The 20,654-nt window shown below is 73.4% G+C and carries 22 protein-coding genes and 1 pseudogene; 10 read left to right on the forward strand and 13 right to left on the reverse strand.

Annotated features, from left to right (window positions below; translation table 11 throughout):
* Window position 1: 1 nt before the first annotated feature.
* Genes sufC through ACK8OX_RS06785 form a run of 6 tightly spaced genes read left to right on the forward strand, consistent with a single transcriptional unit; the run spans window position 2 to window position 4,531 of the window.
* Window positions 2-748 carry a Fe-S cluster assembly ATPase SufC gene (sufC, locus tag ACK8OX_RS06760; RefSeq protein WP_430663183.1) on the forward strand — a complete coding sequence of 249 codons (747 nt, stop codon included), beginning with the start codon at window positions 2-4 and terminating at the stop codon, window positions 746-748.
* The gene (gene sufD / locus ACK8OX_RS06765; protein ID WP_430663184.1) at window positions 745-2,052 is read left to right on the forward strand and encodes a Fe-S cluster assembly protein SufD; all 1,308 of its coding nucleotides are present in this window, start codon (window positions 745-747) and stop codon (window positions 2,050-2,052) included. Before sufC ends, sufD begins: the two co-directional genes overlap by 4 nt.
* Window positions 2,052-3,293: an aminotransferase class V-fold PLP-dependent enzyme gene (locus ACK8OX_RS06770; RefSeq protein ID WP_430663185.1), complete on the forward strand. Its 1,242-nt coding sequence runs from the start codon at window positions 2,052-2,054 to the stop codon at window positions 3,291-3,293. Before sufD ends, ACK8OX_RS06770 begins: the two co-directional genes overlap by 1 nt.
* Entirely contained in the window at window positions 3,290-3,763 is a 474-nt protein-coding gene (gene sufU, locus ACK8OX_RS06775) for a Fe-S cluster assembly sulfur transfer protein SufU (RefSeq protein WP_430663186.1), read from the forward strand. Before ACK8OX_RS06770 ends, sufU begins: the two co-directional genes overlap by 4 nt.
* Before the next feature lies 1 nt (window position 3,764).
* Window positions 3,765-4,139 carry an SUF system Fe-S cluster assembly protein gene (locus tag ACK8OX_RS06780; RefSeq protein ID WP_430663207.1) on the forward strand — a complete coding sequence of 125 codons (375 nt, stop codon included), beginning with the start codon at window positions 3,765-3,767 and terminating at the stop codon, window positions 4,137-4,139.
* A 20-nt stretch (window positions 4,140-4,159) separates the two neighbouring features.
* The gene (locus ACK8OX_RS06785; RefSeq protein ID WP_430663187.1) at window positions 4,160-4,531 is read left to right on the forward strand and encodes a HesB/IscA family protein; all 372 of its coding nucleotides are present in this window, start codon (window positions 4,160-4,162) and stop codon (window positions 4,529-4,531) included.
* Between the two features lie 24 nt (window positions 4,532-4,555).
* Here the strand turns inward: ACK8OX_RS06785 and ACK8OX_RS06790 are convergent, their stop codons facing one another.
* From ACK8OX_RS06790 to ACK8OX_RS06800, 3 genes are all read right to left on the reverse strand, one after another.
* Window positions 4,556-5,644, reverse strand: coding sequence for an amino acid ABC transporter permease (locus ACK8OX_RS06790; protein ID WP_430663188.1), 1,089 nt, complete (start codon window positions 5,642-5,644; stop codon window positions 4,556-4,558).
* A gap of 1 nt (window position 5,645) precedes the next feature.
* Window positions 5,646-6,833, reverse strand: coding sequence for an amino acid ABC transporter permease (locus ACK8OX_RS06795; RefSeq protein ID WP_430663189.1), 1,188 nt, complete (start codon window positions 6,831-6,833; stop codon window positions 5,646-5,648).
* A gap of 129 nt (window positions 6,834-6,962) precedes the next feature.
* The gene (locus ACK8OX_RS06800) at window positions 6,963-7,994 is read right to left on the reverse strand and encodes an amino acid ABC transporter substrate-binding protein (RefSeq protein ID WP_430663190.1); all 1,032 of its coding nucleotides are present in this window, start codon (window positions 7,992-7,994) and stop codon (window positions 6,963-6,965) included.
* Window positions 7,995-8,149: 155 nt separating this feature from the next.
* Between ACK8OX_RS06800 and ACK8OX_RS06805 the strand changes: the two genes are divergently transcribed.
* Window positions 8,150-8,599: an NUDIX domain-containing protein gene (locus tag ACK8OX_RS06805; protein WP_430663191.1), complete on the forward strand. Its 450-nt coding sequence runs from the start codon at window positions 8,150-8,152 to the stop codon at window positions 8,597-8,599.
* Here ACK8OX_RS06805 and der read toward each other — a convergent pair.
* The 3 genes from der to ACK8OX_RS06820 all read right to left on the reverse strand — a co-directional run bounded on the left by der (window position 8,578) and on the right by ACK8OX_RS06820 (window position 11,964).
* Window positions 8,578-9,918, reverse strand: a complete 1,341-nt coding sequence (gene der, locus ACK8OX_RS06810; RefSeq protein ID WP_430663192.1) for a ribosome biogenesis GTPase Der — start codon at window positions 9,916-9,918, stop codon at window positions 8,578-8,580. The genes ACK8OX_RS06805 and der overlap by 22 nt on opposite strands.
* Before the next feature lie 64 nt (window positions 9,919-9,982).
* Window positions 9,983-11,314, reverse strand: a complete 1,332-nt coding sequence (locus ACK8OX_RS06815) for a PQQ-binding-like beta-propeller repeat protein (RefSeq protein WP_430663193.1) — start codon at window positions 11,312-11,314, stop codon at window positions 9,983-9,985.
* Complete coding sequence (locus ACK8OX_RS06820; RefSeq protein WP_430663194.1) at window positions 11,314-11,964, reverse strand: tetratricopeptide repeat protein; 651 nt, start codon at window positions 11,962-11,964, stop codon at window positions 11,314-11,316. The genes ACK8OX_RS06815 and ACK8OX_RS06820 overlap by 1 nt, the downstream gene beginning before the upstream one ends.
* A 110-nt stretch (window positions 11,965-12,074) precedes the next feature.
* Here ACK8OX_RS06820 and ACK8OX_RS06825 point away from each other — a divergent pair, with 110 nt between their 5' ends.
* Both ACK8OX_RS06825 and ACK8OX_RS06830 read left to right on the forward strand, forming a co-directional pair.
* The gene (locus ACK8OX_RS06825) at window positions 12,075-12,404 is read left to right on the forward strand and encodes a hypothetical protein (RefSeq protein ID WP_430663195.1); all 330 of its coding nucleotides are present in this window, start codon (window positions 12,075-12,077) and stop codon (window positions 12,402-12,404) included.
* A gap of 37 nt (window positions 12,405-12,441) precedes the next feature.
* Complete coding sequence (locus tag ACK8OX_RS06830; RefSeq protein ID WP_430663196.1) at window positions 12,442-13,008, forward strand: hypothetical protein; 567 nt, start codon at window positions 12,442-12,444, stop codon at window positions 13,006-13,008.
* A 107-nt stretch (window positions 13,009-13,115) separates the two neighbouring features.
* Here the strand turns inward: ACK8OX_RS06830 and ACK8OX_RS06835 are convergent, their stop codons facing one another.
* Window positions 13,116-14,102, reverse strand: a complete 987-nt coding sequence (locus tag ACK8OX_RS06835) for a Bug family tripartite tricarboxylate transporter substrate binding protein (RefSeq protein ID WP_430663197.1) — start codon at window positions 14,100-14,102, stop codon at window positions 13,116-13,118.
* Window positions 14,103-14,261: 159 nt separating this feature from the next.
* Between ACK8OX_RS06835 and ACK8OX_RS06840 the strand changes: the two genes are divergently transcribed.
* Window positions 14,262-15,236, forward strand: a complete 975-nt coding sequence (locus tag ACK8OX_RS06840; protein WP_430663198.1) for an NAD(P)-dependent oxidoreductase — start codon at window positions 14,262-14,264, stop codon at window positions 15,234-15,236.
* 17 nt (window positions 15,237-15,253) lie between these two features.
* Here ACK8OX_RS06840 and ACK8OX_RS06845 read toward each other — a convergent pair whose 3' ends face one another.
* The 6 genes and pseudogenes from ACK8OX_RS06845 to ACK8OX_RS06870 form a co-directional block, all read right to left on the reverse strand.
* Complete coding sequence (locus tag ACK8OX_RS06845) at window positions 15,254-16,201, reverse strand: MBL fold metallo-hydrolase (RefSeq protein ID WP_430663199.1); 948 nt, start codon at window positions 16,199-16,201, stop codon at window positions 15,254-15,256.
* An 11-nt stretch (window positions 16,202-16,212) separates the two neighbouring features.
* The gene (locus ACK8OX_RS06850) at window positions 16,213-17,202 is read right to left on the reverse strand and encodes an MBL fold metallo-hydrolase (protein WP_430663200.1); all 990 of its coding nucleotides are present in this window, start codon (window positions 17,200-17,202) and stop codon (window positions 16,213-16,215) included.
* 129 nt (window positions 17,203-17,331) lie between these two features.
* The gene (locus tag ACK8OX_RS06855; protein ID WP_430663201.1) at window positions 17,332-18,585 is read right to left on the reverse strand and encodes a class I SAM-dependent RNA methyltransferase; all 1,254 of its coding nucleotides are present in this window, start codon (window positions 18,583-18,585) and stop codon (window positions 17,332-17,334) included.
* A gap of 1 nt (window position 18,586) precedes the next feature.
* Window positions 18,587-19,000 (reverse strand): DUF2721 domain-containing protein, encoded by a 414-nt coding sequence (locus tag ACK8OX_RS06860; RefSeq protein ID WP_430663202.1) that lies wholly within the window; start codon window positions 18,998-19,000, stop codon window positions 18,587-18,589.
* Window positions 19,001-19,064: 64 nt separating this feature from the next.
* The gene (locus ACK8OX_RS06865; protein ID WP_430663203.1) at window positions 19,065-20,285 is read right to left on the reverse strand and encodes an acyl-CoA dehydrogenase; all 1,221 of its coding nucleotides are present in this window, start codon (window positions 20,283-20,285) and stop codon (window positions 19,065-19,067) included.
* A 97-nt stretch (window positions 20,286-20,382) separates the two neighbouring features.
* A pseudogene (locus tag ACK8OX_RS06870) lies at window positions 20,383-20,654 on the reverse strand (DEAD/DEAH box helicase); the annotation flags it as partial.

Here is a 20,654-nt window from a genome sequence, read left to right on the forward strand (position 1 = left end):
CATGCTCAAGATCGAGAACCTGCACGCCACCATCGACGGCAAGCAGATCCTGAACGGCCTCACCCTCGAGATCCCGCAGGGCGAGGTGCACGCCATCATGGGACCGAACGGGTCCGGCAAGTCCACGCTCAGCTACGTGCTGGCCGGGCGCGAGGGCTACGAGATCACCGGCGGCAGCGTCACCTTCCACGGCCAGGACCTGCTGGCGATGGAGCCGGAGGAGCGCGCGGTGGCCGGCGTCTTCCTCGCCTTCCAGGCACCGGTGGAGCTGCCGGGCGTGGGCAATGCCAACTTCCTCCGCACCGCGCTCAACGCCATCCGCCGCGCGCGGGGCGAGGGCGACCTGGATGCGATGCAGTTCCTCAAGCTGGCGCGCGCCCGCATGAAGGTGCTGAACATGCCGGAGGAGATGCTGAAGCGGAACGTCAATGTCGGCTTCTCGGGCGGCGAGCGGAAGCGCAACGAGATGCTGCAGATGGCGATGCTGTCGCCGCGCTTCGCGGTGCTGGACGAGACGGACAGCGGGCTCGACATCGACGCGCTGAAGATGGTGGCGGATACGGTGAACAGCCTGCGCGGGCCGGACTTCTCCGCACTCGTCATCACCCACTACCAGCGCCTGCTGAACCACATCGTGCCGGACCGCGTGCATGTGCTGTCCGCCGGCCGCATCGTGAAGAGCGGCGGGCCCGAACTCGCGCAGGAGCTGGAGGCGTCCGGCTACGCCGGCGTCCAGGCCGCGGCATGACGGCGATGGGCACCACCGGCGCGGCCGCCTTCCGCGGCCGCTTCGACGGGCTGCGCACGCGCCTGCCCGGCGCGCGCGTGGGCTGGGTGGACGCGCTGCGCGAAGCCTCGGCGCGGGCCTTCGAGGCGCAGGGCTTCCCGACGCGGCGCGCCGAGGCGTGGAAATACACCGACCTCGCCCCCGTCACCTCCGCCGCCTTCGGCGAGCCGCTGACCAGCGTGGACGACGCGCCCGCGCTGCCGGCCGCTGCCGCGCCGCGCGCGGTCTTCGTCGATGGCCGCTTCCGCCCCGACCTCTCCACCCTCGGCGCGCTTTCCTTCGCGGCGCGGAGCCTCGGCGAGGCGCTGCCGGCGCTGGAAGGGCGCCTCGGCGCGCTGGCGCGGCCGGAGGAGCAGCCGATGGCCGCGCTGAACGGCATGCTGTTCGAGGACGGGCTCGTGCTCGACATCCCCGCCGGCACGGATGCCGGCGTGGTGGAACTGCTGTCGCTGGCGACGGAAAGCGAGCGCGCGCCCGCCTTCCACCCGCGGCACCTCGTGCGGCTCGGCGCCGGCGCCACGCTGACGCTGATCGAGACCGCGATCGGCCCCGCCGGCCGCTACCTGCACAACCCGGTCTTCGAGATCGAGGTGGCGGAGGGCGCGCGGATGAACCACGGCCGCCTGCAGCAGGAGGGGCGCGAGGCCTTCTTCCTCTCGACCGTCTATGCCCGCGTCGGCGCGGGCGGCGCCTATGACAACTTCACGCTGAACGCCGGCGCGCGGATCGCGCGGAACGAGATCCATGTCGCCCTGACCGGCCCCAAGGCGGAAGCGCACATGAACGGCGTGCAGCTGGCCGGCGACGGGCAGCACGCGGACACCACCACCGCGCTCGACCACGCGGCGCCTGACTGCGCCAGCCGCCAGACCTACAAGACCGTGCTGTCCGGCCGGTCGCGCGGCGTGTTCCAGGGCAAGATCCACGTCCATCAGGTCGCCCAGAAGACCGACGGCTACCAGATGAACCAGGCGCTGCTGCTGAGCCCGGAGGCGGAGATCGACAGCAAGCCGCAGCTCGAGATCTACGCCGACGACGTGAAGTGCAGCCACGGCGCGACGGTGGGGGAGCTGGATGCGGAGCAGCTGTTCTTCCTCCGCTCCCGCGGGATCCCGGAAGCCCAGGCCAAGGCCATCCTGGTGGAGGCCTTCCTGACCGAGGCGGTGGAGGCGGTGGCGGACGAGGCCATCCGGGGCGCGCTGTCCGGCGCCGTCGCCGGCTGGTGGCAGCGGCAGGGCGTGGCCGGCGGGATCGAGGTGGCGTGATGGACGGGCATGTGGCGCCCCCGCTCGACCTGAAGGCGATCCGCGCCGACTTCCCGATCCTGTCGGAGACGGTGCGTGGCAAGCCCTTCACCTTCCTCGACAGCGGCGCCTCCGCCCAGAAGCCGCGGCAGGTGATCGGCGCGATGGTGCGAATGATGGAGACGGCCTACGCCAACGTCCATCGCGGCGCCTACCACATGAGCGAGCGCGCGACCGAGGCATACGAGGCCGCGCGCGGCGCTGTCGCACGCTTCCTGAACGCGGAGGACGAGCGCGGGATCGTCTTCACCAAATCCAGCACGGAAGCCATCAACCTCGTCGCCCACGGCTACGGCCGCGGGGTGATGCGGCCCGGGCAGGCGGTCGTGATCAGCGAGATGGAGCACCACGCCAACCTGGTGCCCTGGCAGATGCTGCGCGACGCCCATGGGATCGGGCTGCGGGTCGTGCGCGTCACCGATGCGGGCGAGCTGGACCTTGATGACCTCGCGGCGAAGCTGGCGGATGGCCGGGTCGGGCTGGTGGCGGTGACGCACATGTCGAACGTGCTGGGCACCGTCACGCCCGCCGCGCGCATCGCGTCCATGGCGCATGGCGCCGGCGCGAAGGTGCTGTTCGACGGCAGCCAGGCGGCGGTGCACCGCCGGGTGGACGTGCAGGCCATCGATGCCGATTTCTACGTCTTCACCGGACACAAGCTCTACGGCCCGACCGGCATCGGCGTGCTCTGCGCCCGCCCCGCGCTGCTCGATGCGATGCCGCCTTTCCTCGGCGGCGGCGACATGATCTCGGAAGTGAGTTTCGAGCGCAGCGTCTGGGCGCCGATCCCCGCGAAGTTCGAGGCCGGCACGCCGCCCATCGTGGAAGCCGTCGGCCTGCATGCCGCGATCGACTACGTGACCGCCATCGGCATGGCTGCGATCGAGGCGCATGAGCGTGCGCTGGTGGACCGCGCCATGGCGCGGCTGCCGCATGTGGAGGGGCTGACGCTGCTCGGCCGCGCGCAGGACCGCGGCGGGGTCTTCGCCTTCGCGCTCGACACCGCCCATGCGCATGACGTCTCCACCCTGCTCGACCGCGCCGGCATCGCCGTGCGGTCGGGGCGCCACTGCGCCGAGCCGCTGCACGCCCGCTTCGGGGTGGAGAGCACCTGCCGCGCCTCCTTCGGGCTCTACACCACGCCGGAGGAGGTGGACCTGCTGGCCGATGCGCTGCGGCAGGCGCGGGAGTTCTTCCGATGAGCGGGCTGTTCGACGACCTGCGCGACCTCTACCAGGAAGTCATCCTGGACCACGGCCGCAAACCCAGGAACTACCGCCGGCTGGACGATGCGAACCTGACGGCGCGGGGCGACAACCCGATGTGCGGCGACCGGATGGAGCTGTTCGTGAAGACGGCGCCGGACGGCACCATCCAGCAGGCCGCCTTCCAGGGCCGCGGCTGCGCCATCTCCATGGCCAGCGCGTCGCTGATGACGGAGACGGTGCAGGGCAAGTCGCCCGATCAGGCGCGGGAGATGGCGGAGAAGTTCCGCACCCTCGCGATGACCGGCACCTGCCCCGACTGCGGCGAGCCGATCGCCGAGGACATGGAACGCCTGGCGCCGCTGTCGGGCGTGCACGAATTCCCCAGCCGGGTGAAGTGCGCGACGCTCGCCTGGCACACGCTGAATGCCGCGCTGGACGGCGCGAAGGAGGCGAGCAGTGAATGACATGCCGACGGCACCGGCGGCCGAGCCGGTGCACGGCGCCTGGACGCCGGATGGCGCGACGGAGCCGCCCGCCCGCGTCAGCGAGGACGGCGTGATCGCCGTGCTGAAGACGGTCTTCGACCCGGAGATCCCGATCGACATCTACGAGCTCGGCCTGATCTACGCGGTCGAGATCGCGGATGACGGCAAGGTCAAGGTCGAGATGACGCTGACCACCCCCTCCTGCCCCTCGGCCCAGGAATTGCCGGCGCAGGTCGAGGAGGCGGTGCGCGCCGTCCCCAACGTCACCGACGTGACGGTGGAGGTGGTCTGGGACCCGCCCTGGGACCAGAGCCGGATGAGCGAGGATGCGCGCCTCGCGCTGAACATGTTCTGACCGGGGACGTTGAGGCACCGATGAGCACGACGACCGACACCCCCGCCCGCCCGCGCCGGGCCCTGCCGCCGCTGATGACGCTGTCCGACACGGCGGCGGAGCGGCTGCGCGCGCTCTACGCGAAGGCCGAGCAGGGACGGACGCTGCGGATCGCGGTGAAGACGAAGGGCTGTTCCGGCCTGTCCTACGACCTGTCCTGGGTGGACGGCCCGGGGCCGGGCGACGAGGTGGTGACCGACAAGGGCATCACCGTGCTGGTGGACCGCAAGGCGACGCTGTTCCTGACCGGCACGGTGATGGACTACGAGGTGAAAGCCATGTCGGCCGGCTTCACCTTCGTGAACCCGAACGAGAAGGGCCGCTGCGGCTGCGGCGAGAGCTTCCACGTCTGATCCACAGTGGCCGCCCGGGCGCCTTCACCGCGACCCGGGCCGCAGCGTCCGCTCCAGGTGCTGCGAATAGCGGCTCATCGCGAAGCACAGCACGAAGTAGACCCCGGCCGCGAACAGGTAGGCCTCGGTCGGGAAGCCCAGCCAGTTCGGGTCGCCGAGTGCGGCGCGGAGCGTGGTGAAGAAGTCGAACACGCCGATCACCACCACCAGCGTCGTGTCCTTGAACAGGCCGATGAAGGTGTTGACCTGCGCGGGGATGGTGAGGGTCAGCGCCTGCGGCAGGATCACCAGCCGCATCTTGCGCCAGTAGGGCAGGCCGAGCGCGTCGGCCGCCTCGTACTGGCCGCGCGGCATCGCCTGCAGCCCGCCGCGCACCACCTCCGCCATGTAGGCCGCGGTGAACAGGGTGTAGGCCACCAGCACGCGCACCAGGCGGTCCACCGTGACGCCCGCGGGCATGAACAGCGGCAGCATGATCGCCGCCATGAACAGCAGGCTGATCAGCGGCACGCCGCGCACGCATTCGATCACCGCGGTGCAGAACCAGCGCAGCAGCGGCAATTCGCTCCGCCGGCCGAGCGCGAGCAGGATCGCCAGCGGATAGCCCAGCGCCAGCCCGTAGACCGCGATGATCCCGGTGATGGCGAGCCCGCCCCACTGGCGCGTCTGCACGAAGGGCAGGCCGAGGATCCCGCCCTGCATCAGGATCCACATGGCCGGCGCGGCGACGGCCCAGGCCAGCACCAGCCCCCGCCCGTGCAGGCGTCGCTGCGTGGAGGCGAGGACCATCGCCGCCAGGATCGCCAGCATCGTCGCCGGCCGCCAGCGTTCCTCGTAGGGGTAGAGCCCGAAGACCGAGAACCAGAACTTCTCCCGCACGAAGGCCCAGCACGCGCCGCCGGCCTCGCGGCAGGCATTGGCGCTGCCGGTCCAGGTCGCGCGCGTCACCGCCCAGTCCCAGAAGGGCGGCAGGGCGAGCCACAGCAGGACCAAGCAGGCGACGCTGATGGCGGCGTTGAGCGGCCCGGCGAAGCAGGCGCGCGCGAAGGCGGCGGCGCGCGCGGCAAGGCCCGGGCCGGCCGGCGCGGCGGGGGCGAGGGTGGTCGCGCTCATCTCAGCGCTCCTTCAGCGCGACGCGGGCGTTGTACCAGTTCATCAGGCCGGAGGTCGCGAGACTGATCGCCAGGTACACCGTCATGAAGATGGTGATGACCTCGATCGCCTGGCCGGTCTGGTTGATGGAGGTGTTGGCGACCGAGACGAGGTCCGGATAGCCGATCACCACGGCGAGCGAGGAGTTCTTCGTCAGGTTCAGGTATTGCGAGGTCATCGGCGGGATGATGACGCGCAGCGCCTGCGGCAGGATCACCAGCCGCATGATGCGCCCGCCATCGAGGCCGAGCGCGCGCGCCGCCTCCCACTGGCCGCGATGCACGCTCTGTATGCCCGCGCGCACGATCTCCGCCACGAAGGCCGAGGTGTAGACGACGAGCCCGACCAGCAGCGCGAAGAATTCGGGCGAGAGCGTGAGCCCGCCTTCGAAGTTGAAGCCGGCCAGTTCCGGCCAGCTCACCGCCGGCGCGAAGCCCACCGCGAGCGTCAGCGCGGGCAGGCCGGCCAGCAGCGCGAGGCCGCGCAGCAGCGTGGACTTCCGCTCACCGGTGCCGGCCTGGCGCGCGCGCTCCCGCCGCAGCAGCAGCAGCCAGCCCGCGGCGCCCGCCGCCAGCGCGGCCAGGAAGACCCACAGCGCGGGCTCGGCCAGCGGTGCCGGCAGCTTCAGCCCGCGCTGGCTGAGGAAGACGCCCGGCAGCGGGTTCAGCGCCTGCCGGACGGAGGGCAGCTGCAGGATCACCGCGTGCCAGAACACCAGTTGCAGCACCAGCGGCGTGTTGCGGATCACCTCGATGTAGCCGCCCACCAGCGCCCGCAGCAGCGGGTTCGACGACAGCCGCGCGAGGCCGAGCAGGATGCCGAACAGGGTGCAGAGCGCGATGCCCGCCATAGCGACGCGCAGCGTGTTCAGCAGGCCGACGGTCAGCGCCTGGCGATAGGTGTCGGCGGGGGTGTAGGGGATCGGGCTCTCGCCGATCGGGATGCCGGCGGACCGGTCGAGGAAGCCGAAGCCGAACTGGAGGCCGCGCGCCGCCATGTTGGCCTGCGCGTTGGACCAGAACCACCAGCCCGCGGCGACGACCGCGGCCAGCAGCGCCGCCTGGACCAGCAGGCCGCGCGCGGTGGTGCCCGACGGCAGCGGGATCAGCCCGCGCGCGGGCGGCAGGACGGCGGAGGTCGTGGTGCTCATGCGGTCCGTCCGGAGGAAGGGCCTGGTGCCGGCCCCATGGGTGCCGGGGCGGGGAAGGGGGCGGGCCTTGCCCGGCGTGGCGCCCGCCCCCTTCGGGGGCCGCGCGCGGTGGCGCGCGGCCGTCCCGGGTCAGCGCGCCGGCGGGGCGTAGAGCAGGCCGCCGCGGGTCCAGAGGTTGTTCTGCCCCCGCTCCAGCCGCAGCGGCGTGTCGGCGCCGAGGTGGCGTTCGAAGATCTCGCCGTAGTTGCCGAAGGTGCGGATGATCTGGCGCATGTAGTCCGGGCGCGCCGCGCCCAGGCTCTCGCCCATGTTGCCCTCGACGCCGAGCAGGCGGCGCACGCGCGGGTCCGTCGCGCTGGCCGCGACCTGCTCGACATTCGCCATGCCGATGCCGAACTCCTCGGCGTCGATCAGGCCGAACACCGTCCAGGCGACGATGTTCGTCAGCTCCTCGTCGCCCTGGCGCACCACCGGGCTCAGCGGCTCCTTCGAGATGCGCTCGGGCAGGATCACATGCTCGGCGGGGCGGGAGAGCAGCGTGCGCTGCGCGGCGAGGGCGGCGAAGTCGTTGGTGAAGACGTCGCAGCGGCCGCTGTCGTAGGCGCGGCGCAGCTCGTCGAGGTCGGCGATCACCACCGGGGTGAATCGAAGGTTGTTCTGGCGGAAATAGTCGGCCAGGTTCAGCTCCGTCGTCGTGCCGGGCTGCACGCAGACCGTCGCGCCGTTCAGCTGCCGCGCGCTGGTCACGTTCAGCCGGCGCGGCACCATGATGGCCTGGCCGTCATAGAAGACCACGGCGGGGAAGTTGAAGCGGTTGACGTTGGAATCGCGCGTCAGCGTCCAGGTGGAGTTGTTGGACAGCACGTCCACCTCGCCCGCCGCCAGCGCCGGGAAGCGCGACTGGGTGGTGACGGGGACGAATTCCACCCGGTTCGGGTCGCCGAAGATGGTGATGGAGACCGCGCGGCAGATCTCCACGTTGAAGCCGCCCCAGCGGCCCTGGCTGTCGGGCACGCCGAAGCCCGGGTTGGACGGCCCCTGCACGCCGCAGCGCAGGCTGCCGCGGGCCTTGATCTGGTCGAGGTCGCGGCCGGCCATGGCCTCGCCCACGCCGAAGGTCACGAAGGCCGCCGCGGCGGCCGCCAGCATCTTCCACGTCATCGCTTTGGTTCCCTGTCTCCCGGCGGCGTTCTGATCGGGCCGCATCTGACGCGGCACATCGCGTGTCCGAGCAAAAATTGCAAGTCTGCAATGCGTGGAACACATTTGGGCAACATGGCCGGGCGCTGCCCGTGCCCTGGGCAGGGGAATGGAACATGGCGGGACGGGTGAGCTGCGGCGTCATCGTCACCGATGACGGCACGCGCCTGCTGCTGGGCCGCTTCACCGGCCTGGCATTGTGGGATGTCCCGAAGGGCCTGGCGGAATCGGGGGAATCCCACCGTGCCGCCGCCGTCCGCGAACTGGCGGAGGAGACCGGGCTGGCGGCGCCCGAGGCGGCGCTGCGCCCGCTCGGCCTGCACCGCTACCGGCCGGGCAAGGACCTTGCGCTGTTCCTCTGGGCGGTGGAGGCGATGCCCGATCCGGCGGCACTGGTCTGCCGTTCGAGGTTCCGCGACCGCGCCGGGCGCTGGCAGCCGGAACTCGATGCCTTCGCGGTGGTGGACTGGGCCGAGGCGAAGCGCCGGATCGGGCGCAACCTGGCCCGCGTGCTGGCGGAGGTACGGGACGGGCCGGGCTGGCCCTACTCTTCACCTTCCGCATAGGGGTTGTCGGTCCCGCGCAGGTTCAGGCGGATCGGCACGCCCGGCATGGCGAAGGCCTCACGGAACGAATTCACCAGGTAGCGGCGGTAGTCCTCGGGCAGCATCTCGGCGCGGGTGCCGAAGACGACGATGGTGGGCGGGCGGGCCTTCGGCATGGTGGCGTAGCGCAGCTTGATGCGCTTGCCCTCCACCAGCGGCGGCTGGTGGCGTTCCTTCATGGCCTCGAACCAGCGGTTCAGCTCGCCGGTCGGCACCCGGCGGTTCCACAGCGCCTCGGCCTCCCGCACGGCGGGCATCAGCCGGTCGACCCCGCGGCCATTGGCGGCCGACATCGGCACCACCGGCACGCCGCGCAGCTGCGCCAGGCTCGCCGTCAGCACGTCCTCCAGCCGGCGGCGCGCCGCCGCGCGGTCCTCCACCGCGTCCCACTTGTTCAGCGCGATCACCACCGCCCGGCCTTCCCGTTCCGCCAGCCGGGCGATGCGGAGGTCCTGCTCGTCCATGCCCAGCAGCGCGTCGAGCACGAGGACGACGATCTCCGCCTCCTTCAGCGCCGCGATGGTGGCGGCGGTCGACATCTTCTCGAGCGCCTGCTCGACCCGCGCCTTCTTCCGCAGCCCCGCCGTGTCCACCAGCCGCACCGGGCCGACGGCATCGCGGAACTGCACCGCCACCGCGTCGCGCGTCAGCCCCGGCTCGGGCCCGGTGATCATCCTCTCCTCGCCCAGCAAGGCGTTCAGCAGGGTGGACTTGCCGGCATTGGGCCGGCCGACGATGGCCAGCCGCAACGGCCGCTCCCGCTCGCCCTTCGGCGGGCGCGCGCCGCCGCCCAGCCGCTCACGCACCTCGTCATGCAGGTCGCCGAAGCCGTCCCCGTGCTCGGCGCTGACCGGGATGGGGTCGCCGAGGCCGAGCTCATAGGCCTCCAGCGCCATCTGCCCGCCCAGCCGCCCCTCCGCCTTGTTGGCGATCAGGATGACCGGCACCTCCGCCTTGCGGAGCCAGTTGGCGAAGGCGCGGTCGGAGGGGGTCAGCCCGGCGCGGGCGTCGATGACGAACAGCACCAGGTCGGCGGCGCGCAGGGCGGCTTCCGAACTCGCGCGCATGCGGCCGGGGATGGTGTCGGGCGCGGATTCCTCGAGCCCGGCGGTGTCCACCAGGCGGATCGGCACGCCGCCGATCTCGCATTCCGCATCCTTGCGGTCGCGGGTGACGCCGGGCGTGTCGTCCACGATGGCGATCCGTCGGCCGACGAGGCGGTTGAACAGCGTGGACTTGCCGACATTGGGGCGGCCGAGGATGGCGACGGTGTAGGACATGCGGCCGCTATATCGGCCCGGCGCCCGGTTTTGCCAAATGCGGACCGCGCCGGGCGCCGCGCCTTCAGCGCAGCGCCATCAGCGTCCCGTCGTCGCCGAGCAGCACCAGCGTGTCCTGCGCGACCGCGCCCGGCAGCGTGACGCCGGCGGAAAGCGGCACGCGCCCCGCCACCGCGCCCCCGGCGGGGTCGAGCATCAGCAGCTCCGCCCGGCTCGACGGCACCAGGATGCGCCCGCCCGCCACCAGCGGCGGGCCGAACTGCGCCGGCTCGCCGCGCCGCCCGCCTTCCGGCGCGGCGTCCAGCTCCCGCACCCAGCGGATGCGCCCGTCCTCACGCCCCAGAGCCACGGCATCGCCCGCGCGGGTGACGGCGAAGACCCAGTCGCCCGCCGCCGCCGCGCCGTTGCCGCCGCCGAACGGCCTCTCCCACAGGCGCCGCCCGCTGCGGAGGTCGACGGCGATGGTGACGTTGCCCAGCCCCACCGCCACCACCCGCCCGCGGTCGATCACCGGATAGCCGGTGATGCCGACGATGTCGGCCAGGCTGGTATTGGCGACGCCGCCCAGCGTCTCGCCCCACAGCACGCGGCCATCCGCGGCACGCAGCGCCGTCAGCTCGCCCGTGCCGAAGCCGGCCACCACCGTCTCCCCCTCCACCGCCGGGGTCGGCAGGCCGAGCGGCAGCGTGACCAGCGGCTGCGCCCGGTGCGTCCAGAGCCGCCGCCCGTCCTCGGTGGAAAGCGCGAGGAGCTGGTTCTCGACCGTGGGGACGAAGATGCGGCCATTGGCCACCGCCGGCGCGCCGCGCGCGGGGGCGGGGATGCGGACGCGCCACATCACGGCGCCCGTCTCCGCGTTCAGGGCCAGCACGTCGGCGAGGCCGGTCGCCACATAGGCGACATTGCCCTCCACCGCGACGCCACCGCCCATCGCGCCCGCGCTCTCATCCTCGCGCGAGGTGTCGGTGCGCCAGACGCGCCCGCCATTCTCCAGCGCGAAGGCCGAGACCTCGCCGAAGGCATCCACCGCATAGACGCGGCCGCCCGCGATGACCGGCCCGGCGGTGATCCGCTGCCGGTAGCCCGACCCGTAGCCGATCGAGGCGCGCCAGGCCTGGCGCGGGGCCTCGGCCAGCGCGGCGTGGCCGGGGGCGTGGCTCGGCGGCCCGCCCACCTGCGGCCATTCGGCGATGCGCCCGGCCGGCGGCAGCGCCACCGCGCCGCCATCGACGCCCGCATCCGGCGCCAGGGTGGGATCGGCGCGCAGCACGCTGCGGCGTTCGCCGGGCAGCGGCGTCTTGCGGGTGCCGAGGATGCCGTCGAGCGATCCGCAGCCGGAAAGCAGCGCCGCGGCGCCGAGCAGCGCCGCGCGGCGCGGGAAGACCCGGCCGGCCATCAGCCGCGGAGCCCCGCGGCGACGCGCTGCGCCCTTTCGCGCACGCCGGGCGGCGCGGCGGGATCGGCGACCAGGGCTTCCAGCATGCGGCGGGCCTCCTCCTGCGCGCCGCGGCGCAGCGCGATCAGCGCCTGCGCCTCGCGCGCCGAGGCGCGCCAGGGATTCCCCTCCGCCGTCAGCGGCGCGATGCGCGCGGCAAGTTGCGCCGGGTCCCCGGCATCGAGCGCGTGGCTGACCGAGAGCAGCGTCGCGAGGTCGCGGTACAGGCGGTCGGCATCGCCATCCGCCGCCACCGCGTCCCACAGCGCCGTGGCGCCCGCGGCATCGCCGACCGAGGCCTTCAGCGCGGCGGCGCGCAGCCGCGCCAGGGTCGCATATCCCTCCGGCGCCTCACGCGCGAGGGCGGCGAAGCCGTTGCCTGCGGCGGCAAGGTCCGCGCCCTCGCGCTCGGCGGCGCGGTGCAGCGTCATGTACGTCTCGGCCGCCGTGGTGGCCTGCCGCGCCTGGTGCCAGCGCCAGCCCTGCCAGCCCCCGGTGGCGGCCACCACGACCAGCGCGATGCCGAAGGCGACGCCGCCCCAGCGCCGGGCCAGGCGGCGCGCGCGTTCGGCGCGAAGGTCTTCTTCGACCTCGTCGAAGATGTCGGGCAAGGGCGGTCCTCTGCGTCTGGGGCGTCCCCGCGCGCGGCGGGGAAGGGGGTTCGGGCCGGACCATAGCCGCCCGTTCAAAGCGCGTTAAGCCCGGCCGGCGAGGCTGGCGCATGGCCCGCCCCCGCCGCCCCGCCCTGCTGCTGCCGCTCTGCGCCCTGGCGGCCTGCGGGCTGGAGCCGGCGCTCGGCCCCGTGGCGGCGGTCGGCGGGGCATCCGTCGTGCTCACCGGGCGGACGCCGGTCGACCATGTCGCGAGCTGGGCGACCGGAGGGGACTGTTCGATCGTGCGGCTGGAACGGCGCGAGAGCTGGTGCGCGCCGCCGCCGGCGCCACCGGCCGCGCCGCCCTTCTGCACGCGCTCCCTCGGCGCGGTGGATTGCTGGGTCACGCCGCCGCTCGGCTCCGGCCCTCAGCGCGGCGTGGCGGACCCGCCGCGCTGACGGTATCCTCGGCCGGCGCAGGAAAGGGGAGCGACCGATGCAGGGCGACGTGATCCAGACCATCGAACGCTCGCTCGAGAACGCGTTCTTCCGCGCCCAGGACGAGGCGCTGCTGGAGGGCCTGCGCGAGGCCGAGCGCACGCGGACGCTGAAGCAGGCGATCCGCGACGCCTCCGGCATCGCGGACGAGGCGGTGCTCGACCATTTCGTGGCGCTCCGGCTCGGCCCGCAGGGCGTGGCCGCGCTGGCGGTGGTGCCGCTGGTGCTGGTGGCCTGGGCGGATGGCGCGCTCGACGCGAAGGAAAAGGCGGCGCTGCGCGACGCGGCGCGCGATTCGGGGCTGGACGCGCAGCCGGAAGCCCGCGCCCTGCTCGAAGGCTGGCTCGCCGCGCCGCCGGGGCGCGACATGGAGGAGGCCTGGCGGGACTACGTGAAGGCCGTCGCCGCCGGCCTCGCGCCCGAGGCGCGCGCGGCACTGCGCGACGAGACGATCGGCCGCGCCCGCCGCGTGGCGGAGGCAGCGGGCGGCTTCCTCGGGCTCGGCCGCAAGGTGTCGGAGGCGGAGGCGCGGGTGCTGGCCCGGCTCGGCCAGGCCTTCGGCTGACGGCGCATCGCCCCCGCGGCGGCAGCCGCGGGGGCGCAGGCCCTGGACCGGCGATTCACGCCCTGCGTATGCCCGCCTGCGGCGTGCACACTGGGGACGATCGCGGGCTAATCCAGCGTCGCCCCCGACGCCTCGACGATCGCCTGCCACACGCGCTCCTGCTCGCGCAGGTAGGCGCCATAGGCGGCGGGCGTCTCGTCCCAGATCGGCTTGAAGCCGAGCGGTTCGAGCCGCGAGCGGAAGTCGTCGGTGCGGACCACTTGCACGATGGCGCGGTGCAGCGTGGCGATCCGGTCCTCCGGCACGCCGGCAGGGGCGTTCACCGCGTACCAGCTCTGCGAATCGATGCCCGACTGCGGCAGCAATTCCCGCATGCCCGGCACGTTCTCGAGGCCGGGGACATAGTCCACGCGGTCCGCGCTGCCGACGGCGAGGGCGCGGAACCGCCCCTCCCGCACATGCGGCATCAGCGCGGGCATCACGTCGAACATCATGTCGATGGTGCCGCCGAGCAGGTCGGAGATGGCGGGCCCGCCGCCGCGATAGGGCACATGGGTGATGTCCACGCCCGCCGCGCGCGCCACCGCGCTGATCGTCAGGTGGCTGACCGTGCCGGTGCCGGAGGACCCCATGGTGACCGCGCCGGGGTTGCGGCGCGCATGCTCGATCAGGTCGTTGAAATGCCGCCAGGGGCGGCTGCTGTTCACCACCAGCAGCACCGTCCCGGTGGAGACCCGCGTCACCGGCGCAAGGTCGCGCACCGGGTCGAAGGGCATGGAGCGGCGGTAGAGGAACTTGTTCGCCGCCATGATGGTGGCGGTGGTGACGGCGATGGTGTGGCCGTCCTTCTCCGCCTTGGCGACCACATCGGCGCCGAGGTTGCCCCCCGCGCCGCCGCGGTTCTCGATGATGGCGGTCTGGCCGAGGATCGGCTGCAGCCTTTCGCCGAGAAGGCGGGCGGTGATGTCCACCGCCCCGCCCGGCGCGAAGGGCACCACGACGCGGATCGGACGGGAAGGGAAGGCCTGGGCGCGGGCCCCGCCGGGCGCAAGGGCCAGGGCGGGGGCGGCCAGCAGCAGGTTGCGGCGGCGCATGGGGGAACTCCGGGTTGTGGAGGCGCAGAAAGCCGGGAAAGGCCGGCCTGACAAGGGGGCGGCGGCGGGCGCGACGGATGCAACGCGGCGGCGCGGGGCCGGTTGGCCCGCGGCCGATGGCGTATTGACCCGCACGCGCCGGCATCGGACATGCGGGGCATGGCCCACCACATCCTCGTCACCGCACCGCGCCTCGAACAGGCGGGCATGGACCTGCTGGAGGCGGCGGGCTGCCGCGTCTCCTTCGTCTCCGCCGAGGGCGGACGCGCGGAGATGGAGCGCCGCCTGGCGGAACAGGGCTTCGACGGCGTGATCTCCCGCTTCATCCCGATCTCGGCCGCGGCCATCGCCTCGGCCCCGGCGCTGCGCGTCATCTCCCGCGCGGCGGCGGGGCATGACGTGATCGACGTGGCGGCGGCAACCGCACGGGGCATCGCGGTGATGGCGGCGGCGGGCGCCAATGCGCAGTCGGTCGCGGAATTCACCATCGGCCTGATGCTGGCGCTGGCCCGCGACATCCCGCGCCACGACCGCGCGACGCAGGCGGGGCGGTGGGACCGCGCGCAGCTCGGCATCGAGCTGCATGGGCGGGCGCTGGCGCTCGTCGGCTATGGCGGCATCGCGCGCGGGGTCGCGCGCATCGCGCTGGCGATGGGGATGCGCGTCTCCGCCTGGAGCCCGCGCCTGGCCGATGCGGGCGACATCGCGCCGGTGCGCCGCGCGGCATCGCTGCGGGACCTGCTGGCGGGGGCCGATGTCGTCTCGCTGCATGCGCCGCTGACACCGGCCTCGCGCCGCATGATCGGGGCGGCGGAGCTGGACCTGCTGGCCCCCGGGGCGATGCTGGTGAACACCGGCCGCGGCGGCCTGGTGGACGAGGCGGCGCTGGCCGCGGCGCTGCGCGCGGGACGGCTGCGCGGCGCCGCCCTCGACGTGCGGGAGAGCGAGCCGCCGCCGCCCGCGACGCCGCTGGACGGCGTGCCGAACCTGATCCTGACGCCGCATATGGGCGCGGGAACCACGGTGGCGCGGGGCGCCACGGCGCGGGTGGCGGCGGCCAACCTGCTCGACATCCTGTCGGGCCGGCCGCCCGCGCCGGGCGCCTGCGTCAACCCCGAGGTGCTGCGGGGCTGACGCGGAACGCGACTGCCCTACGCGCCCGACGGCACCAGGCGATAGCCGCTGCCGGCGCGTTCCACACGGCCGGTCGCGGGCATGTCGAAATGGTAGCCCACCACCGGGATGCGGTCCGTCGCGGCACGGTCCAGCAGGCGCTTGCGAGTCTCCACCGCCATCGGCGGGTCCATGTCGAAGAAGGGATACCACTCCGGATTCGCCATGAAGAAGGCCGGGGTGGTGATGGCGTCGCCGATCACCAGCAGCTGCTGCGACCCGTCCGCCACCAGGAAGGACGAATGGCCGGGCGAATGGCCGGGCGACGCCACCGCGGTGATGCCGGGCGCGACCTGCGTGCCAGGGGCGAAGCGCGTCACCTTCGCCTGGTAGGGGGCGAAGCGGTTGCGCACATTGGCGAAGTTCGGCCGCCGGTTCTCCGCGGCACGGCTCTCCTCCCCGGCATCGGTCCAGAAGCTCCATTCGCGTTCCGGCACTGCGATCTCGGCATTCGGGAAGACCGGCGCGCCGGCGGCATCGACCAGCCCGCCGATGTGGTCGCCGTGGAAATGCGTGTGCGCCACCAGCACCACCTGCGCGGGGTCGAGCCCGATGGCCCGCATGTTGGCGACCACGCCGCCCGCCTGCTGCCCGCCCACGGCGCCGCGCCCGGCATCGAGCGCCACCAGCCCGCGCGGGGTGCGGACGATGGTGATGTTGAACGGGTTGGGCATGGCGGTGCCCTGGATGCCCGCCGCGGCCAGCGCCCCGCGCACCTGTTCGGCGGTGGCGTTCGCCACCACGCCCTGCGTCACGTCGGCGCGGGCCACCTGCCCGTCGGTCACGACGAAGGCTTCCAGCCCGCCCACCGCGATGCGGTGGCTGGCCGGGTTGCCCCCCTGGGTGCTTCCCTGGGCTGCGGCGACCCGCGGCGCCGCCATGGCGGCCGCACCGGCGGCGAGAATCGTCCTGCGGTCCATCATCATCCCGTCCCTCCTCATGCCGAAGCCGCCCAGTCCGTCGGGACGAAGCGGTAGCCATCGCCCTCCTTCGCCATGTGGCCGATGGCGGGGAAGGGGAAGTGGAAGCCGGCGACGCGCATCCGCTCCGCCGCGATGCGGTCGAAGACGCGCCGGCGCGTCGCCTCGGCAGCGGCGCCGTCCATGTCGAACATGATATGGAAATCCGGGCGGCGGGCGGCGAGTTCCGGGCGGTTGGTCACGTCCGCCACATACATCAGCTGCTCCGCGCCATCCGCGACGTGGATGACGGAATGGCCCGGCGTGTGGCCGAAGGCGCTGGACAGGCGGATGCCCGGCACCGCCTCCGCCCCGTCGCCGAGCTGGCGCACCCGGCCCTGGTAGGGGCGGAAGCGGGCGGCGGCATTGGCGAAGGCGGGGCGCATCGCCTCCGGCGCGCGGCTCGCCGCCGCCTCGTCGGTCCAGAAGCGCCATTCGGCCTCGGGCACCAGGATCTCGGCGTTCGGATAGGCCGCAGTGCCGTCGGCCAGCGTCAGGCCGTTGATGTGGTCGCCATGGAAATGGCTGATCACCACATGGGTGATGCGGGCTGGGTCGAGGCCCGCCGCACGCAGGTTCTCCGCCACCCGCCCGACCGGGGACCCGGCGGGCTGCGCGCCGTTGCCGGTGTCGAGCAGGACGAGGTGCCGCCCCGTCTCCACCAGCGGCGCGGTGAAGGTGATGCGGAGCGCGTCGGTCGGCAGGAAGCTTTCCGCCAGGGTGCGCTGCACCTCCTCGATCGGGGCGTTGCGGACGAAGCCCTGCAGGGGCACGGTGCGGCTGCCGTCATGCAGCTGGGTGATGGTGAAGCCGCCCAGGCGGGTGCGGAAGAAGCCCGGCGGCTGCGCGAGCGGCGCGGGGGCCTGTGCCTGCGACGCGGGAGCCTGGGCCCCGGCGGGTGCGGCGCGGAGCAGCGCGGGCGCGGCGAGGGCGGCAGCCGCCCCCATCATCAGGCGACGACGTTCCATGCTGCGCTTCCCTCCCTGGCGGTGCGGCCGCGCTGAGGTTGTGCGCCGCGGCACGGATGCAAGCCCGACTTGTCCGGCGGCGTAAGAAAACATCCGTGCGCGCCGCCCCCGGCCGGCGTCGCAGGCGGGTCAGCGCGCGAAGGCGATGACGGATTCGAGATGCGCCGACCAGCGGAACTGGTCCACCGGCACCGCGGCCAGCGCCGCGAAGCCCGCCCCGCGCAGCGCCGCCGCATCCCGCGCCAGCGCGACCGGGTTGCAGGAGACATAGACCACCCGCGCCACCGCGCTGCGCGCGATCTGCGCCACCTGTTCCGCCGCGCCGGCATAGGGCGGGTCGAGCACGACGGCGGCGAAGGGCTTCAGCTCCGCCGGCAGGAAGGGCTGCCGCGCCAGGTCGCGCTTCAGCGCGGTGACGCGCCCGCCCGCCCCTCGCGCCGCGGCGTCCAGCGCCGCGAAGGCGCCGGCATCGCCTTCCGCCGCCGTCACGCGGCCGCGGGCGGCGAGCGGGAAGCTCAGCGTCCCGAGCCCGGCATAGAGATCGAGCAGCCGCGCCCGCGCCGGCAGCTTCGCGGGCAGGCCGGCCAGCACGGCGCCGACGATCGCGGCCTCCCCCTCCCGGCTGGCCTGGAGGAAGGCGCCCGGCTGCGGCGTCACCGCCACCCCGCCGAGGGAGAGCCGCACCGGCCCGGACTGCACCGCGTTCTCCGCGAGGCCCTCGCCCCGCGCCCAGGCAATGCGGGGGATGGAGAGCGAGGCCGCGAAGGTCGCGAGCAGGCGGCGGCCCGACGCGTCCAGGTCCCGGTCGGTGCGCAGCAGCAGGTCGGGCCCGGTCTCCAGCAGGTTCACCACTGCCGAACCCTCCCGTCCCAGCGCGGGCAGGCGGCGCAGCAGGGCGCGGAGCGGCGCGAGAAGGGCGAAGATCTCCGGCCGCAGCACATGGCATTCCCGAAGGTCCAGCAGGTCGGCGCTGCCGCGGCGGTGGAAGCCCACGGCGACGCTGCCATCCGGCCGGCGCCGCAGCGCCAGGTCGGCGCGCCGGCGCGCCCGGGGCGGCGTCTCGGCGGCTTCGGCGACCGGCGTGTCCGGGAAGCCGGCGCGCACCAGCGCCTCGGCCAGGCGGGCGCGCTTCCAGGCGGATTGCGCGGGCATCGCCCAGTGCTGCAGGGCGCAGCCGCCGCAGCCTTCGACGAAATGGGGGCAGGGTGGCGCGACGCGGTCGGGCGAGGCGGCCTCCACCGCGTCCAGCACCGCCTGGCCGCGACCGGCGGGGGTGGCCAGCACGACCTCGCCCGGCAGGGCGCGGGGGATGTGGAGCGGGCCGTCGGGCGTCGCCGCCACGCCGTCGCCGCCGCTGCCCATGCGGTCGATGGTCAGGCGCATCTCAACGGGGATCCCCTGGTGGCAGGTCGGTGCGGGCCAGCAGCGCCTCGGCGAAGAAGCAGCCGAGCCCGGCGGCCAGCATCACCATCGCGCCAAGCATCAATGCGATGACCGCGCTGCGCAGCGGCAGGTCGTAGAGCAGGCCGAGGAAGGTCGCCGCCACCAGCGCGCAGACCAGGATGGCGGACAGGATGCAGCCCAGCATGGCGCCGAGCGCGATGCCCGCGCGCAGGCGCAGGCGGGCGATGTCGATCTCGGATTCCCGCCCGCCACGGGCCGCGTGGACGCGGTCCACCAGGCGGTTGCGCCGTTCCGACAGCACGCGCAGCGCGGTCATCACGCCGGCCAGCAGGAAGGCAGGGGTGAGCGCGCCGGCGATGGCTGTGCCGACCGGGACGACGGAGCCCGCTTCCATGCGGGTTCAGCGCGGCCCCGGCCCTTCCCCGCGGTGGGGAAGGGTCGGGGGAGCCTGCGTTACCCTACCCGCCAAACGCGTTCAGGCCGGTCTGCGCGCGGCCGAGGATCAGCGCGTGCACGTCATGCGTGCCCTCGTAGGTGTTCACCGTCTCGAGGTTCATGACGTGGCGGATGACATGGTACTCGTCGACGATGCCGTTGCCACCATGCATGTCGCGCGCGACACGGGCGATGTCGAGCGCCTTGCCGCAGTTGTTGCGCTTCACCAGGGAAATCATCTCCGGCGCGGCCTTGTGCTCGTCGAACAGGCGGCCAACGCGGAGGACGGCGTGCAGGCCGAGCGTGATCTCGGTCTGCATGTCGGCCAGCTTCTTCTGCACCAGCTGCGTCTGCGCCAGCGGGCGGCCGAACATCTTGCGGCCCAGCGTGTACTCGCGCGCTGCGTGCCAGCAGAATTCCGCCGCCCCCATCGCGCCCCAGGCGATGCCGTAGCGGGCGCGGTTGAGGCACGAGAAGGGGCCGGCGAGGGACTTGACGCCGGGCAGGCGGTTCGCCTCCGGCACGAAGACGTCGTCCATCATGATCATGCCGGTGACGGAGGCGCGGAGGCTGAACTTGCCCTCGATCTTCGGGAAGGTCAGGCCCTTCATGCCGCGCTCCAGCAGGAAGCCGCGCAGCACGCCCTCATCGTCCTTCGCCCAGATCACGGCGACATCGGCGATCGGGGAATTGGTGATCCAGGTCTTGGAGCCGGAGACGAGGTAGCCGCCATCCACCTTCCGCGCGCGGGTGCGCATCGACGAAGGGTCGGACCCGGCATCGGGCTCGGTCAGGCCGAAGCAGCCCACCCATTCGCCCGTCCGCAGCTTCGGCAGGAACTTCTGCTTCTGCTCCTCGGACCCGAAGGCGTGGATCGGGAACATGACGAGCGAGGACTGCACGGAGAAGGCGCTGCGGTAGCCGCTGTCCACGCGCTCCACCTCGCGCGCCATCAGCCCGTAGGCGACGTAGGAGACTCCGGCGCAGCCATAGCCGTCGAGGGTCGCGCCGAGGAAGCCCATCTCCCCGAACTCGTTCATGATCTCCCGGTCGAAGGACTCGTTCCGGTTGGCCATGAGGACGCGCGGCATCAGCTTTTCCTGGCAGAACTGCCGGGCCGCGTCGCGGATCATGCGCTCGTCTTCCGTGAGCGCCTCGTCCAGCAGCAGGGGGTCGTCCCACTTGAACGGCGCCGTGGAGGACTTCTTGGGCGCCTCGGCGGCGACCGGGCTGACGACGTTCATGGTGCGCTCCTGGCTATCTCTTGGCGCGCGGCGCGAAGGATGGCCGCGGCGGGCAATCTAGGCGGCTGCCGGCAACGGGCAACCGCCCCGGGCGGTTTCAGGCCGCTTCGGGCTCGGCCTCGCCGGAAGGCCCCTCGGCCGCGGCGTCGCGGCGCGGGCGCGGGATGGCCACCAGCATGAAGGCCGGCACGGCATCGCCGAAGCCGCGCGGCGTCGGCCCGGCCTCGCGGTCCTCACGGCGCTCGCGGCGGAATTCCTCGCGCCGCGCCTCGTAGCTCTGCGGGCGCCGGTCCTCGCGCGCGGGGCGCTCCTCGCGCGGGGCGTGCTCCTCGCGGGTGGGGCGATCCTCGCGCGCGGGGCGGTCGCCGC

The sequence above is a fragment of the Falsiroseomonas sp. CW058 genome, from assembly GCF_050563535.1.
GTDB lineage: Bacteria > Pseudomonadota > Alphaproteobacteria > Acetobacterales > Acetobacteraceae > Falsiroseomonas.

Excerpts from the sequence above, each read along its gene's own strand:
- sufC (WP_430663183.1), top strand. The coding sequence starts at position 2 with ATGCTCAAGATCGAGAACCTGCACGCCACCATCGACGGCAAGCAGATC.
- sufD (WP_430663184.1), top strand. The coding sequence starts at position 745 with ATGACGGCGATGGGCACCACCGGCGCGGCCGCCTTCCGCGGCCGCTTC.
- ACK8OX_RS06770 (WP_430663185.1), top strand. The coding sequence starts at position 2,052 with ATGGACGGGCATGTGGCGCCCCCGCTCGACCTGAAGGCGATCCGCGCC.
- sufU (WP_430663186.1), top strand. The coding sequence starts at position 3,290 with ATGAGCGGGCTGTTCGACGACCTGCGCGACCTCTACCAGGAAGTCATC.
- ACK8OX_RS06780 (WP_430663207.1), top strand. The coding sequence starts at position 3,765 with ATGCCGACGGCACCGGCGGCCGAGCCGGTGCACGGCGCCTGGACGCCG.
- ACK8OX_RS06785 (WP_430663187.1), top strand. The coding sequence starts at position 4,160 with ATGAGCACGACGACCGACACCCCCGCCCGCCCGCGCCGGGCCCTGCCG.
- ACK8OX_RS06790 (WP_430663188.1), bottom strand. The coding sequence starts at position 5,644 with ATGAGCGCGACCACCCTCGCCCCCGCCGCGCCGGCCGGCCCGGGCCTT.
- ACK8OX_RS06795 (WP_430663189.1), bottom strand. The coding sequence starts at position 6,833 with ATGAGCACCACGACCTCCGCCGTCCTGCCGCCCGCGCGCGGGCTGATC.
- ACK8OX_RS06800 (WP_430663190.1), bottom strand. The coding sequence starts at position 7,994 with ATGACGTGGAAGATGCTGGCGGCCGCCGCGGCGGCCTTCGTGACCTTC.
- ACK8OX_RS06805 (WP_430663191.1), top strand. The coding sequence starts at position 8,150 with ATGGCGGGACGGGTGAGCTGCGGCGTCATCGTCACCGATGACGGCACG.
- der (WP_430663192.1), bottom strand. The coding sequence starts at position 9,918 with ATGTCCTACACCGTCGCCATCCTCGGCCGCCCCAATGTCGGCAAGTCC.
- ACK8OX_RS06815 (WP_430663193.1), bottom strand. The coding sequence starts at position 11,314 with ATGGCCGGCCGGGTCTTCCCGCGCCGCGCGGCGCTGCTCGGCGCCGCG.
- ACK8OX_RS06825 (WP_430663195.1), top strand. The coding sequence starts at position 12,075 with ATGGCCCGCCCCCGCCGCCCCGCCCTGCTGCTGCCGCTCTGCGCCCTG.
- ACK8OX_RS06830 (WP_430663196.1), top strand. The coding sequence starts at position 12,442 with ATGCAGGGCGACGTGATCCAGACCATCGAACGCTCGCTCGAGAACGCG.
- ACK8OX_RS06835 (WP_430663197.1), bottom strand. The coding sequence starts at position 14,102 with ATGCGCCGCCGCAACCTGCTGCTGGCCGCCCCCGCCCTGGCCCTTGCG.
- ACK8OX_RS06840 (WP_430663198.1), top strand. The coding sequence starts at position 14,262 with ATGGCCCACCACATCCTCGTCACCGCACCGCGCCTCGAACAGGCGGGC.
- ACK8OX_RS06845 (WP_430663199.1), bottom strand. The coding sequence starts at position 16,201 with ATGATGATGGACCGCAGGACGATTCTCGCCGCCGGTGCGGCCGCCATG.
- ACK8OX_RS06850 (WP_430663200.1), bottom strand. The coding sequence starts at position 17,202 with ATGGAACGTCGTCGCCTGATGATGGGGGCGGCTGCCGCCCTCGCCGCG.
- ACK8OX_RS06855 (WP_430663201.1), bottom strand. The coding sequence starts at position 18,585 with ATGCGCCTGACCATCGACCGCATGGGCAGCGGCGGCGACGGCGTGGCG.
- ACK8OX_RS06860 (WP_430663202.1), bottom strand. The coding sequence starts at position 19,000 with ATGGAAGCGGGCTCCGTCGTCCCGGTCGGCACAGCCATCGCCGGCGCG.
- ACK8OX_RS06865 (WP_430663203.1), bottom strand. The coding sequence starts at position 20,285 with ATGAACGTCGTCAGCCCGGTCGCCGCCGAGGCGCCCAAGAAGTCCTCC.